Origin of the sequence: Pseudoalteromonas sp. S3178 (assembly GCF_005886985.1) — a bacterium.
Taxonomy (GTDB): Bacteria; Pseudomonadota; Gammaproteobacteria; order Enterobacterales; family Alteromonadaceae; genus Pseudoalteromonas; species Pseudoalteromonas carrageenovora.
Window position 1 is genome coordinate 1 of record NZ_PNCW01000384.1, and the last position, 313, is coordinate 313.

1 protein-coding gene is annotated in these 313 nt (G+C 37.1%); it reads left to right on the top strand.

All coding sequences use genetic code 11. The features are described from left to right. Positions 1–108 precede the first annotated feature (108 nt). Positions 109–313, top strand: a 205-nt coding sequence (locus CWC11_RS21405) for a TetR/AcrR family transcriptional regulator (protein ID WP_138684215.1), incomplete at its 3' end; no start/stop codon positions are given.

A 313-nucleotide genomic window follows, 5' to 3' on the forward strand; every position in this document is an offset into this window, starting at 1 on the left:
ATGAGCATGCTCAATTATAATAATGAGCGCGCTCATTATTTGCAAACTTTATCTCTTAAATAATCTGGAATTGTGCTACACTCTCTTCGCAAATAAAAAGGTAACCATATGAAAAAAAGAGAAATTACGTACAATAAAATTCTCAGTGCTAGTTGGCAACTTTTTCAAGACAATGGTTTTGAAAACACCACTACTCGGCAAATTGCCCAAGCAGCAAACGTGGCAACGGGAACGGTTTTCTCTCACTTCCCTACTAAGCTCGACATGCTCAAAGTCGCAATGCATAACCAAATAGATGAACTAATTAATGAAG